The sequence below is a fragment of the Agarivorans sp. JK6 genome (assembly GCF_045277145.1).
In the GTDB taxonomy this organism is placed as follows: Bacteria; Pseudomonadota; Gammaproteobacteria; order Enterobacterales; family Celerinatantimonadaceae; genus Agarivorans; species Agarivorans albus.
Genome location: NZ_CP113525.1, coordinates 2,219,568 through 2,233,754 on the forward strand (window position 1 = coordinate 2,219,568; position 14,187 = coordinate 2,233,754).

The window sequence follows — 14,187 nt, forward strand, 5'->3', positions numbered from 1 at the left end:
TAGTTTTTAACTCACTATTAGGTTTTGGTCATCAATCATTTTTTGAAGTAAATCTGATTGGTCTGCAAGGCTAGCGTCGCCTTTGTAAAGTTCATCCAAACTCACGCCCGATAACTGGATACTTTGGGTGACGTTTGTGGTGTCAGGTTTTACTTCTAACAGGGTCGAGCCTGATTGTTCGCTAAGCTGAATGTATGTTTCGGCGCTACTTCCGTTGTTAACGCCTAAGCCATGCAAAATACTGCTCAGGTCTATGGCATCTGCTTTTTCTGCCGCGTTAAAATCGCTAATGGTATCGAGATTTGGATTGCCAGTGCTGCCAAGATCTTCTGTTCTAAAAGCAAAAACATCGTTATTTAATCCGCCTGATAGTAGGTCGTTACCGGCACCGCCAATAATTAGATCCTGTTGAATTCCGCCATCTAAAGTATTATCGCCAACAGGGCTTAGTGATATTTTGAGTTCTTGGCTAATACCCTCAGCTTTGTTGTCTTCTAGCGTAGCCGAACTGTCGATTAGTAATGTGAAATTGGTTGCTGAGTTTTGACCGCCTGTAATGGCTAGATCTGCAACTTCATTCATCATAAATTCTAGCTGGCCGTTATTGCCCGCTTGGCCAGCTATTTCTATGCCATCGGGGATCCCGGAAATAGTTATTTTGCCTTCCTCTCCAACGGCTGGATTAATTAAATCCATACTTATTCCTAGAGGAATATCGCCACTTTGCTCAGCATAAATATGGGAATACTGCAGTTCTACAATGGGAGGATCGGGCAGGGGGCTGATGTTAATCGTTAGGTTTTCTGTGGTTACATTGCCTAAATCACTCACTTCGCTACCTAGTACAAATGCACTATCTTTGGTTTGGGAGAAAAGTGTTACATCTAATTGGCCAAATGCGTCTCCGGCATACAGTTGTAAACTTGTCACTGAAGCCGCATTAATCAGCAGTGAAGCAATGTAGCCTGAACCGTTATAAACAAAATGCGCTTGTTGGCCATTAATAACAATGCGATCTAACCCCGTTAGAGCTGAAGCATCAGAACTGTTATTAACCTCTAGGCCAACCAATATCTGTTCATTACTATCAGTTTCAAAACTGCTTATATTAAGTGGGATGTCGATGGCTATGCCCTCGTCAGAGCTTAAGCTTTCTGGCACTTCGAAGAATTGACTATCATCACCGACCGGATTAACACCCACCACAAAGTCTTGAGTACTTACTTTAAAATCATTGTTTGCAGTTTCTAGGCTTATGGCTTCGAATATCAGCGGAATGTCGCCGCTAAAATCGAGAGGTGGCAGTATGTAGATTTCAGATAATTGGCTACTGTCTACACCCCAGGCATGCGTTGGAGCGCCATTGAAGCTTCCGCCATCAGCACCGTTGTTTTGTAGTAGATGATAGTTACTGCCATCAAAATAGCTGAGTACAGCTCCTTCTGGCACGCCGTGAATACTTAACGACGCAGTTTCTGAGCCGTCTAAGTCAATTTGGTGGGCGGCTAAACCATCTAATTGAATATAGCTGTCTTCATCTCCGCTGCTGTTAATGGCTGCTAGCAGAACTTGATCGGCAACTGGTTGAACTTCTATCGTTAAGCTGGTGTTTTTGGTTTGGGTATCCAGCAGGCCATCGGCTGAATCAGTGATGTTGGCTGATATGTCTATGGTAAGTTGGCCACTAAAATTGTTGGGTGGTCTAAACTCAATTTCATTTAACCTAGATGGATCTATGACTGTCCAAGTGTCGTCTCCGTTATTAGTTATGATTGCTGAGTCACCAATAAAACTGCTATTAGCTGGAACAGTAAAGATTAGGCTATTCACGGTTTCTATACCTTCACCTGGTATATTCGAGTCGCCCAAAACAAAAGCCATATTGAGGTTTGTACTTGTATCTTCTTGGATGACGTTGTTACTAATGGTGAGGGATATGTCGTCGACGATGGGCTGTACTAAAATACTGATTGCTTGCTGCTCGGAGATGCTATCCCCAGTACAGGTATCAGTTACGATCACCGTAACAGGAATGTCTAATTGGCCAGCGTAATCTTCATCTAAGCCAGTTATTGTCATCGTTTCGATGGCACTAGCCGAAATTGTATAGCCGGTAACGTTTCCTAATGCGTTGTATTCGGGATATATTTCTGCACCTTCTAGCTCCACGCCTTCGGGTAAATCGTCTACAGATATGTAAAATGAAATCACGTCGCTAGGGTCATTGGCGATATCGCCATTTAAATGGCCGCTTACGTCTATGTCTTGCCCTTCGTTAGCATCAACGATTGAATTGGATAAATCTCCGGGAGCTGAAGGAGTACAAGGTACTGTGTCTCCACCAGAATGACCGCTTACTTGAACTTGCAGTGGGGCTGAAATGTAGCGTGCATCTTCATCATCTATCACCCTTGCTCTAATTGTAATAGTGACTTGATCAGTATTCAGCGCACTGTATAAGCTTGCTCCAGCCAAAATGTCTGCCGCGGTTTCTGCCACAGAATCACTGGTTAATCCGTTTGCCGGAATAATCCAATTGTTGTTGGCTCCCATTATTGCCCCGTTAGGGTGTTCTACCTGAAAAAACTCACCTTCTGGGATTACGATTTCTATGTAGTCTAAGTATTCAGAACCATCTAAATCTGAATCAACAAAAAGCACGCTACCATCTAGTGAGATAGCGCTTCCGTCGTTGCTTTCTAAGGGGCTTGTGATTGCCTCTAAACGCGTATCCAGTTCAACTCTGCCTGCCACGTCTATCTGCAGATTTGCAGTGAGATTCTTAGTATCGGTAGCGCCAGTTGGCGAGGTATCAACTATTTGGTAACTAATTGGAATAGTAAAGTCGCCACTAAGATCAGCGTCAGCTCGAATAGTTAATTGTCCGCTAGACAAAAAGTTGGCTAAGTTAGTGGTGTTAGGATCAAACAAAGTGCTTAAGTCTAATCCTCCTGGCGGAACCAATGCTGGGACGCCATCGATAAATAAATGTAAGTCACTGGGTAAACTAGTGATGGTGTATGCAGTGATAGTTTCACTACCATCACTATCTGCGCTTAACGGAGGCATCAGATTTAATGAAACATTTCGGTCTTCTACTGCTTGGGTGAATAAACTAGCGCCATCGTTTTCATCTACCACCGGAGATACTTCTATGTTTACGGTGTATTCAAATTCACCGCTGTCGCCATCGGGCTCAGTAGAAATAGCTTTAATATCGAAGCTTAATTCACCACTAAAGTCATCATCGGTTTTTACAAATAGCTGTGACAGAATACTATTGTTTACTTGATATATTGCACCTGTTATTGGGTCTTTCCCCACCACTTCTAATGAGTAGGGATTACCTAGGCTATCAACTAAGCGTATGTTGTCGGGCAGATTGGTTATGAGTAAGTTGATGTTCTCTGAGGCGTCATCGTCTGAAGTTGAGAACTCAAAGTCTAAGGCGAATAACTGATCTTCATTAAAGCTAGCTTGATTGCTTATTACATTATTTGCTTGGTCGATAGCCCAGTTACCGGCACCTGCGTCGGCTACTGTTGGGGTATCAACGACACCTGTCAGTGATACTGTGATGATTTGAGCAGAGCTTTCCGCAGTGACAGGAGAGGGAACGAGACCGTCGATGCTAGATTCGCTAGCAATTGCGGTTACACTCAGCGTTAAGCTCTCTGTAAAGGAGCTTATATCTGGCTTGGGTATTAAACTCACTATGCCAGCATCAAGTTCATTAGCTTGCACAAGGTAGGTGTTTGGGCTACTCAATACTGTAGAACCACCAGATACTTGCCAGCCGTCTTGTACTACAATTTTGTAGCTTAAGGTCTCTGAACCATCAGTATCATTTAGTTGGCCTGCTATCACGTCACTTAGGTTAATGGCTTGATCTTCTAAACCTTTAATGTTTCTCACTGAAAGGCTAGGTAAATCAGCTTCTGGTTGAACATTAATCGTTACTGTTTGGCTTGTTTGAGCTGTTTGATCGCTTGCAGCGGCAAATGCATTGCCAGCTTCGGTTGCTATGGCAATTAAAGTGAAGGTGAATTGGCCTGCCAAGTTGTTATCGGCTTTTACTGCTATTTGGTCTAGTTGGTTTTGGTTATAACTTTTGTTTTCGGTTACCGGGTTGCCATTTAAACTAAGTTGAAGCCCGTCGGGTAAATCTGCAAATTGATAGCTAAGTGTTTCTGAACCATCTATTGAATCGACTAAGTTAGCTGTAATGTCGAGGGTTTGGTTGCTATCGTCGTCTTCAACCATGTTGTATGTATATTGTGATGACCCACTCCAAGTTGGCGTGTCTGCTACAGGTAAAACAGATACCTCCAGATTGCTGCTGATCACGCGGTCACCGGAAAGGGTAGAAATGGTAGAACTAATCGCTAAGGATACTGAGCTGGTGGTGTTGGACTCGTTTTCGGCTGGTTGATAGCTTAATACTCCATTGGGTTTAGCGACATTGCCGTTAAACTGCAAGTCGGTGATGGTAATCAAGCCACCACTAGCAACCAATAAGGTATTTCCAAGAAATAGGCTACCGCCATTTAACGACGTTTCGTCGATTATAATATTGGTAACGGCTTCATTTTGGTCGGTATCGCCGGGGCGAACTTCAATAGATAAAGTAACGCTGTTATCTTCTGTTGTTTCTGCGTTTTCGGTTCTAATTACCCCTGGAGAATCGCCTAGATTTAAGGTGGCTGTGCTAGTTACTTGGTCGCCGTCATTGTCTTCTACTACGTAGGAAATGGAATCAAGCAATGCTGGAGATTCAGTGACATTGGATTCTGTTGTTAGAACCAGTTCGCCATTGGCGTGTAGGGTTAGTTCACCGTAAACTTCGCTCAACAAATTTGGATTTAGTAAGTCTATGGTCACAGAGCTGTTCGCTGCTATAGCGTAGTTAGTGCCCATATAATTGAAGCTAACAATACTAGCCCCGTCGCTGCCGCTAACTGTTTCATTAAGTAACTGGGTGCTAAAACTTTCGCCTTCAACTAAATCTAAGCTGCGGTTTTCACTTTGGGGCGTATCGTCGGTAACAGAGACACTAAAGTTTGTACTTGCACTAACATCATTATCTGCGTCTATAGCAGTAGCGACAAAATCTAGCGCTAGTAAGTTTTCGCCGTTACCATCGGGATGATCTAAGGCTGCGTAAAGCTCAAATTCGGTGCTGCCATCAGTATTTATTTTTATTTGAAATATTGGCTCTGCTAGATCGTTTGTTGCTATGTACCAACCGTCGTTATTTGCAGCCGCTAGATTGACAGGTCTTCCTCCAGATTGAATACCTAAGGCATTAAATGCTGCTGTATCTAAAAGAATGTCTGTGATCTCATCGCTACCAGCGCTTACTTTAATGGTTGGGCTAACTGTAGAAATGCCACTTGCAATGTTGCCATTGGCTAAATTGGATTCATTTACATCAATTTGCCCCGCGGTTTCAATTTTGGGGTCTCTACCATCATAAATTGTGACTATTGAACTAGCAGCAATGCAAGTGCCATCGGTATCGGTGGCACTTATTGGTAGGCTAAGTGACAGAGCATGATCTTGCGATGAATCTAAATGATCAATAGCGCTGTACAGGTTAAGTGTTAACTCTACGTCAATAGAACTATTGGCGGCTAACTCAAAGTCGTCGGGTAAGCTAAGGCTGAATACTACTGTATTGCCATAAACAGCATCGTAAGTGCCATTAGCATTATCTTGCCAGCTTAAGGCTTGGCCATTTTGACTGATGGTATTGCCTAAGCTATCTAAAACTGGGCTACAGTTGGTGATATCAAGGAACAGCTTTTCTATTGGGTCTTGATTAGCGGTTACCGAAACGGTGGTTGTGGCGGTTGAATTGATAGTGAGCGTTGTGTCTGGATCACGCGGTGTTTCGCTTACTTGTAAGTCTCCTACGGTGACCGCAATGTCATCACTGTCAGTTACAGTTATATCAAGCGCTAGTGATTGGGTGTCATTATCGCTATCCCGTACATTTATCTTAATAGGGAAATGGCTACCGTTGTTTTGGTCTAGCCCTTTATACAGAGAAAATTCATAGCCTAGTGTTTGACTCTGATGAGCATCGGTTAGATCGTCAATGACTATAGTGAATACTGGATCATTAACGTCATCAGTATAGGCTGTTAGGGTATTGCCACTAGGGCTCACTGCAAATGAGAGGCTTTCTCCACCACTGGTCATTGCCGTTTGCTGATTATCGAAAAACAACTCGTCAATCGCATCACTACCAATAGTTAAATCTATACTGCCACTGGCTGTAACTGTGCCTAAGTTTAACTCCGCTTCACTTAAGTTTAGGCTTTCATTATTGGTTAATTGCGGGTCAGTCCCGTCGGCTAGTACCCAGTCAATTAAGCCAGGTTCGTTTGCGGTGCCGTCTAAGTCGCTAGACAAAATAGTGAGCTTAATAAAGCTTAAATCACTGCTACTAAACTGATTGATGCTATCAAACATGGTTAGCGTTGTAGTGCCATTTACCTCATCGCCATTCGCGTTTGCGCTTAAACTAAGAGTAAAAACCAAGCCAATAAACGGTACTTCTGCGCTTATGGTTTTGCCGTCATCACTCAGGCTGTAGCTAAGGTCTATTAAACTATTACCACTAGTCAGCGCTAATGATTCTAAATCAACCAGTGTCGCTTCACTAAACTTAACGCTATCAGGATCTGGGCTGTCGCTACCTGGTTTAATAGTAAAGCTTTCTGTGAACACGTTGGGCGAGTCACTAAGACTACCTTCGGTATTGTATTTAAAATCATTAACAAAGCTGCCTTGTGAACCATCGCTTATCACAATGTTATTGTGCGCGGAGGCTGTGTCACCGGAGCTGTCGATAGCTTGATAATCAAAGCGCAATTCTTGTGCTTGTTGATGATCTAAATTTCGGTTAGCAACAAATAACCAATAACCTGAGTTATCAACCAATAGATACCCTTGCTCAGTAATGAATACCGCAGGCACAATTCCAACATCTTTAGTCACACCATCAACAGTGACTTGGTTAACCTTGAGCTCGCCATCCAAGCTATAGTCGTTGGCAATAACATTACCAAAAACGCTATCACCCTCGGTAACTTGGGCATAGTCGTTAAAAAGCTGCGGCACCGAGTCTTTAACCAAAATTACGAGTGGGGTAAGTACGGTTTCGCTTGTGCCATCTGCATCATATTGAGTGGCTGAAATAACCGGTGTTAAGAAGGTTTCATCGGTATCAAGGGTATTGTCTAAGGCTTTGTAAATTAGAGTTTGAATGGAATTGTCAGCCAAGACACTAAATCTAAATACCAACTCATTGGTATCTGTGGTTCTGCCTTCGAGTACTTTATTGTCGGCTGAATTAAAGATGGTTAAGTTACTTCCGCCAGATTGGATACTTACCAGCTCAGGTTGTAGTTCGGAAAAAGTGATCTCTTGAGCATCGAAAATATTAACGTTGGAGTTTGTGACTAATACACCAGCTTGATACAAGTCGGTTTCTAGTAGGTTATGAGGGTCGGGCTCAGCAAGTAGCGGTAGGGCATCTTGCGTACTGTTTCCAGCTACATCACTCACCTCGGTTGTCAGTATCCAATTAGCCAACTTATTTAGTTCACTGGTATCTATATTGTTAGTTAGCCAATTACCGTTTTGATCAACGGTGGCTAGGGCAACAACAGTACGGGGGCCATCTGTAATAGTTATGCTTACTTGTTGGCCTGGTTCAACGCCGCTTGTAGTTCCTTGAAGGCTGGTGAGGACGCCAGCTTTAAATTGAGAGATACTAAATCCATCTAGAGTATCTATATCGATGGTGGGGATACTGGTGTCTAGGGTGATTACGTTAGTAGCCGATGCCAGGTTGCCGGCAATGTCGTTACTTGTAACTGTTAACTGCAATTCACCGTCGGCCAAGCCACTTAAGTTTTCTACAACTTGCCAATGGTTATTTAGAGAGGTAGTGGTAAATTGTAAACTTGTGCCTAAGCTATCGGTAACGGTAATGTTTACTGGCTGGCCATCTTCTACATCAACCAATTCTCCTTCTAAAAGGCTTTGTCCCACTTCGGCTTGGTTGAGCGAGTTATCACCATTTCCTTCAAAACGAGCGCTAATTGAAGCTTGGGTGTCTTTGATGATGCTGGTGGTTGCGAAAACAGAGTTTCCAGCAATATCACTTGTAGATGCAGTTAAGTTAAGTTCCCCATCGGCTAGGTTACTCAGATTGCTGCTAGGTATTAACCACTGTCCGTTGGCGATGGTAGTTTGTAGGTTAAGGCTTGCACCATTTATATCGGTAATTTGAATATTAACTAACTGGCCATCTTCAACATCAGTTATTTCACCAAACAACCGTGTCGCTGGTACTTCTACGGCATTTACGTAGTTGTCGCCTTGGCCATCGATGTTTGCGCTGATGTTAGCTAAGGTGTCCTTAACAATGGATGAGCTAGCACTCGCTAGATTGCCCGCTATATCAGAGGTGTTGGCGGTAATGGTTAAGCTACCTTCCGCCAAAGGTGTTAAATCAGCATTACTGATTTGCCAGCTATTATTACTAACCGTGGTTTGAAAGCTTAGCTGCTCACCTTTATTGTCTGTAACCGTAACACTAACTATTTGGCCATCTTCAACGGCTGCAACTTGGCCGTATAGTAAAGTAGAAGGGGACTCTATAGCATTTATATAGTTGTCGTTAACTCCATCTATATCGGCAGTTAAGCTTGCGAGAGTATCTTTAATGATTGTAGAGCTAGCTGAAGCAGGATTTCCAGCTATGTCTACCGCGCTAACGTTAATGGTTAACACGTCATCTTGTAAGGCCGTCAAATCGGCGCTGGCGATGTTCCAGCTGTTGTTAAGCACTTGGCTGGTAAAATTGAGTTGTTGACCTGACTCATCAACAACTTGCACCAGTACCACTTGATTGTCCTCTATCCCGATTATATTTCCATATAAGGGAGTAATCGCTTGTTCATACTGGTTTACGTAACTGTCGCCTTGGCCATCTATTTCCGCTTCAATAATAGCTGTTACATCTTTAATAGTAGAGTCGTTGGCATCGACAAACTGCCCAAAGTAATCAGTCACGCTAGCGTAAACATCAATCGGTCCTTCATTTAGCGATTGAATATCGAGATCTTGGTAGCTGTAGCTATTGTTACTTACTACAGCCTCTACAGTTAGCGTTTGCCCAGCAGAATCGGTAAGCGTAATCACTACGATGCGACCATCTTCTACATCTGGTGTCTCGCCGGTAATTAGCACAGCCGGAACTTCAAACTGGTTTTCGTAGCCATCGCCGCCATCAACAATATTCACTGTTAATTGCGCTTGGTTACTTAAAGGGGGAATTTGGTCAGCTTGAGCCCCCTGTTGATTGGTATTTGTTACAGCTTGCTCTGTCGCTTGTGTATTAAAGCCTGCTTCTGGGAGGGTTTCATCTAATGTGGGCTGTACACGAACGATAAAGGACGCGCCTTGGCTAACTTGCTCGCCGCTGAGGGGGGAAGTATTCCCAGAGTACAAGGGTGGATTATCTAGTTGGCTGTTATTAGTTTCAGTGGAGTCGAGCTCACTGTCTGCGATGGTTTGTTCAGCATCACTCACTAGATTTTTAACTAGGGGGATGCTGCTATCGATTATTTCAGTTGGCTCTACCTTGAGCCAACGTCCATCACCCATGACTTTCCAAATTTGACCTTCGATGTCAACGTAGACAACTGGCTTCATCCTTTAGCCCTTACAGTAAACAAAATATGTCTAACATTATGTTTAGCACATATTTTTCAACATTGAGCAATTTGTAAACTAATTACTTAAGAAAGCCTTTGAAGGCTTCATCTTGTTGTCTGTTGATTGATGTTTATTTCAAAAATCTACTGTTTGCTAGCACAGATTCTTGACCCTCCTATACCTCTAAATAGTGTCTAAGCAACTAACAAACGCAGTGAGGTTGTGCGTACCGTTTACGACAAAGCCTACATTTGCGGCCTAAATTGTTTGTCTTGTGTACTCAAAAACTTGCCATCAATTAGTTATATGATTAATAAATACAATGACTTATATTATTTTTTGGAGTTTGGAACGGTTCTGGCAATAGCTACAGTGGGAACCGTTTATCAAGCTAATAGGAAGAAATGTTATGGCTATTCGTCAATGTGCAATTTACGGAAAAGGCGGTATTGGTAAATCTACCACTACTCAAAACTTAGTTGGTGCTTTAGCGGAAGCGGGCAAAAAGGTGATGATTATTGGTTGTGACCCAAAAGCCGATTCAACACGTCTAATTTTACATGCAAAAGCGCAAAACACCATTATGGAAATGGCAGCGGAAGCGGGTTCGGTTGAAGACATCGAATTAGAAGATGTACTTAAAGTGGGTTACGGCGGTGTGCGTTGTGTTGAGTCTGGTGGTCCAGAGCCAGGTGTTGGTTGTGCTGGTCGTGGTGTAATCACAGCGATTAACTTCTTAGAAGAAGAAGGCGCTTATGAAGACGAGCTAGATTTTGTATTTTATGACGTACTGGGCGACGTGGTGTGTGGTGGTTTCGCCATGCCTATTCGTGAAAACAAAGCCCAAGAAATCTACATTGTTGTATCTGGTGAAATGATGGCGATGTACGCAGCGAATAACATTTCTAAAGGTATCTGTAAGTATGCTGCTACTGGTGGTGTTCGTTTAGCCGGTCTTATTTGTAACTCACGTAAATGTGACCGTGAAGATGAATTAATTGAAGCGCTAGCAGCAAAAATTGGCACTCAAATGATTCATTTTGTACCGCGTGACAACGTTGTACAGCAAGCTGAAATTCGTCGTATGACAGTAATTGAATACAACCCTAAATGTAATCAAGCAGATGAATACCGCACCCTAGCCAAGAAAATCATCGACAACAAAATGTTTGTAGTACCTACGCCGGTAACTATGGATGAGCTCGAAGAGTTGTTGATGGAATTCGGCATCATGGATGAAGAAGACGAATCAATCATTGGTCAAGTAGCTGAAGAAGCAACGGCTTAATCACTTATCTCAGTGAGTAAATTGATGCTATAGGAGGCAGCAATGTCAGATAAAAAAGCAGAGACTCAAGCACTGATTGATGAAGTGTTAGAAGTCTATCCAGAAAAAGCCAAAAAAGATCGCCAAAAACACCTAGGAGCAAACGACAGTGAAGGTGGTAGTTGTATTACTGCTAACCGTAAGTCACTTCCTGGTGTTATGACTGCCCGCGGTTGTGCCTATGCAGGTTCAAAAGGGGTAGTGTGGGGGCCAATTAAAGATATGGTGCATATCTCTCATGGTCCAGTGGGTTGTGGTCAATACTCTCGTGCTGGCCGTCGCAACTATTACACCGGTTATACCGGAGTAAATAGCTTTGGCACCATGAACTTCACCTCCGATTTCCAAGAGCGTGACATTGTGTTTGGTGGCGATAAAAAGCTAGCAACCATGGTAGACGAAATTGAGATGTTATTCCCTTTAGCCAAAGGGATCTCGATTCAATCTGAATGTCCGGTTGGCCTAATTGGTGATGACATCGAAGCCGTGGCTAAAACCAAAGGCGCCGAGATTGGCAAAACCATTGTTCCAGTTCGTTGTGAAGGTTTCCGCGGCGTGAGTCAGTCGCTTGGTCACCACATTGCTAACGATACTCTACGTGATTACGTATTAGATAAATCGGAAGACAAAGAAGTTGCTACTAGCGACTACGATGTAGCCATTATTGGTGATTACAACATCGGTGGTGACGCTTGGTCTTCGCGTATTTTGTTAGAAGAAATTGGTCTTCGAGTGGTGGCGCAGTGGTCTGGTGACGGTACTTTACCAGAGCTAGAAAACACGCCAAAAGTGAAAATGAACCTAGTGCACTGTTACCGTTCAATGAACTACATCTGTCGTCATATGGAAGAGAAATATGGCATCCCTTGGATGGAGTACAACTTGTTCGGTCCTACCAAGTGTGAAGAGTCATTGCGCGCTATCGCCGCTAAATTTGACGAGAAAATTCAAGCTAAGGCTGAAGAAGTTATCGCCAAATACAAAGAGCAGTGGCAAGCAGTGGTGGATAAGTATCGCCCTCGTTTAGAAGGCAAGAAAGTGATGCTTTATGTAGGTGGTTTGCGCCCTCGCCATGTAATTGGTGCCTATGAAGACTTAGGTATGGAAATTGTTGGTGCTGGTTATGAGTTTGGTCATAACGATGACTACAGCAAAACTGTACCAGAAGTTAAAGACGCCACGCTAATTTACGATGACGTAACGGGTTACGAGCTAGAAGCTTTTGCCGACAAACTCAAGCCTGATTTGATAGGTGCGGGTGTTAAAGAGAAATACATATTCCAAAAAATGGGTATTCCTTTCCGTCAAATGCACAGCTGGGATTACTCAGGTCCGTACCACGGTTTTGATGGCTTCGCTATTTTTGCCCGCGACATGGACATGACCTTAAACAACCCTTGTTGGGACAAGTTAACGCCACCATGGAAGAGTGCCAAAGCAGCCGCTTAAGTACTAGCAAGATCAGGAAGAGTGCAATAGCGCTTAAAAAATTAACTCAATTCGTAGTTCACAGATGAGTGGCGCGAAAGGAGAGATACAATGAGTCAACAAGTAGATGATATAAAACCTGGCTACCCCTTGTTTGAACAGCCAGAGTATAAAGACATGATGGCGCGGAAGCGTAGCGATCATGAAGAAGGTGTCAGCGACGAGAAGATCAAGGAAGTATTTGAGTGGACCACCACTCAAGAATACCAAGATCTTAACTTTTCTCGCAAAACCCTAACCGTAGACCCAGCCAAAGCCTGCCAACCATTAGGTTCGGTATTGTGTGCGCTAGGTTTCGAGAAAACTCTGCCTTATGTGCATGGTTCTCAGGGTTGTGTAGCCTATTTCCGAACCTATTTTAACCGCCACTTCAAAGAGCCTGTTGCCTGTGTATCAGACTCAATGACTGAAGACGCAGCGGTATTTGGCGGCCAGAAAAACATGTTTGATGGCCTGCAAAACTCTTTAGCGTTGTATAAGCCTGAAGTTATTGCTGTGTCTACAACTTGTATGGCAGAAGTAATTGGTGATGACTTAAACGCCTTTATCGGCAATGCCAAAGAAGAAGGTTACATTCCTAAAGAACTACCTACACCTTTTGCTCATACACCGAGCTTTGTAGGCAGCCATGTAACCGGTTGGGACGGGATGTTTGAGGGCTTTGCTCGCTATTTCACCCTAAACAAAATGGACGATAAAACGGTAGGCAGTAACGGCAAAATTAACCTAATACCAGGTTTTGAAACCTACTTAGGCAACTACCGTGTTATTCACAAAATGATGCAACAAATGGGTGTGGATTACAGCCTACTTAGTGACCCATCAGAAGTGTTGGATACACCTGCTGATGGTGAGTACCGCATGTATGCTGGTGGTACGCCGCTAAGTGAGCTTGAAGACGCACCTAACGCAATTACAACAGTGTTATTGCAGCCTGATCAGCTAACTAAAACCAAAAAGTTTGTGGAAGGTACTTGGAAACATGAAGTTCCTGCATTGCAAATTCCAATGGGCTTAGATTGGACCGACGAATTTCTTATTAAAATTGCCGAGTTAACTGGCAAAGAAATTCCAGAAAGCTTAGCCACAGAGCGTGGTCGTTTAGTCGACATGATGACCGATTCACACACTTGGTTACACGGCGTGAGTTTCTCTATCTATGGTGATCCAGATTACCTAATGGGTTTAACTAAATTCTTACAAGAATTGGGTTGTGAAGTTAAACACATCTTATGTAACAACGGTGCTAAACGTTGGCGTAAGAAAATGGAAGCGCTTATTGCTGAGTCACCAAGCACTGCAAATGCCGAGATCCATGTAGGCAAGGACTTGTGGCACTTCCGCTCGTTGGTGTTTACCAATAAACCTGACTTTATGATTGGTAACTCTTACGCCAAGTTTATTCAGCGTGATACCAAAGCAAAAGGTGAAGAGTTTGAAGTACCACTAATTCGCTTAGGCTTCCCTATCTTTGATCGCCACCATTTACACCGCAACACCACACTAGGCTACGAAGGCAGCATGTACATGCTTACCACCTTAGTGAATGAAGTGCTGGCAAAACTTGATCAAGATACCAGTGAAATGGGTAAAACAGACTACGGCTTCGACCTAGTACGTTAATCACTGCCCACCAC

The 14,187-nt window shown here is 43.3% G+C and carries 4 protein-coding genes; 3 read left to right on the forward strand and 1 reads right to left on the reverse strand.

Annotated features, from left to right (window positions below; translation table 11 throughout):
* Nucleotides 1–6: 6 nt before the first annotated feature.
* The gene (locus OV592_RS10330) at nt 7–9,732 is read right to left on the reverse strand and encodes a hypothetical protein (protein ID WP_406611319.1); all 9,726 of its coding nucleotides are present in this window, start codon (nt 9,730–9,732) and stop codon (nt 7–9) included.
* A 412-nt stretch (nt 9,733–10,144) separates the two neighbouring features.
* Here OV592_RS10330 and nifH point away from each other — a divergent pair, with 412 nt between their 5' ends.
* From nifH to nifK, 3 genes are all read left to right on the forward strand, one after another.
* A complete protein-coding gene (gene nifH, locus OV592_RS10335; RefSeq protein WP_406611320.1) occupies nt 10,145–11,023 on the forward strand; it encodes a nitrogenase iron protein in 879 nt (292 codons plus the stop codon).
* Nucleotides 11,024–11,065: 42 nt separating this feature from the next.
* Nucleotides 11,066–12,511 (forward strand): nitrogenase molybdenum-iron protein alpha chain, encoded by a 1,446-nt coding sequence (gene nifD / locus OV592_RS10340; RefSeq protein WP_016403297.1) that lies wholly within the window; start codon nt 11,066–11,068, stop codon nt 12,509–12,511.
* A gap of 90 nt (nt 12,512–12,601) precedes the next feature.
* Complete coding sequence (nifK, locus tag OV592_RS10345; RefSeq protein ID WP_338626320.1) at nt 12,602–14,173, forward strand: nitrogenase molybdenum-iron protein subunit beta; 1,572 nt, start codon at nt 12,602–12,604, stop codon at nt 14,171–14,173.
* Nucleotides 14,174–14,187: the final 14 nt, after the last annotated feature.

What these genes read in the sequence shown, in the direction of transcription:
- OV592_RS10330 (WP_406611319.1), bottom strand. Translation starts at nt 9,732, where the DNA reads ATGAAGCCAGTTGTCTACGTTGACATCGAAGGTCAAATTTGGAAAGTC.
- nifH (WP_406611320.1), top strand. Translation starts at nt 10,145, where the DNA reads ATGGCTATTCGTCAATGTGCAATTTACGGAAAAGGCGGTATTGGTAAA.
- nifD (WP_016403297.1), top strand. Translation starts at nt 11,066, where the DNA reads ATGTCAGATAAAAAAGCAGAGACTCAAGCACTGATTGATGAAGTGTTA.
- nifK (WP_338626320.1), top strand. Translation starts at nt 12,602, where the DNA reads ATGAGTCAACAAGTAGATGATATAAAACCTGGCTACCCCTTGTTTGAA.